Here is a 509-nt window from a genome sequence, read left to right on the forward strand (position 1 = left end):
GAGATCAACTGCCTCGATCCGGGCGGCTTCGGCTCGCTGACGATCACCAAATCGATCTCGCTGGTGTGCGACAATACCGAGACCGGCGTGCTGGTGGCGGCGACCAATGCCTTCATCATCAACAGCACGACCGCTGTCGTCCATATCAGCGGCTTCGATTTCGAAGGCCTGGGCCAGACCGGATCGGCTGGCGTGAACGGCATCTATATCCTGAATGCCGCCGYGGTTCATGTGCGCAACACGAAGATTCGCGGGTTTCGTAACGGCTATGGGGTCAATTTCTCGCCGGCCAACGCCAGCGGCCAGCTGTTCCTCGACAATGTAACGATCTCCGAATCGGGTGTCGGGGGCAACGCGAACACCGGCGGTATCCTGGTCAACCCGGCCGCCGGCTTCTCGGCAAAGGTAACGATCAGCAACAGCCTGGTGTCCAACAACACCAATTTCGGCCTGAAGCTGGACACCACCGGAATCGTCGGCTCGTCAATCAACGCGACCGTCACCAACAC

General features: G+C 59.8%; 1 protein-coding gene. It reads left to right on the forward strand.

The features are described 5' to 3' along the window. Positions 1-509 (forward strand): hypothetical protein (locus tag AC1DZC_RS20475; protein ID WP_477044573.1); only part of this gene is annotated, 509 nt, incomplete at both ends.

The organism is Cellulomonas sp. P2_B4, from assembly GCF_056404795.1.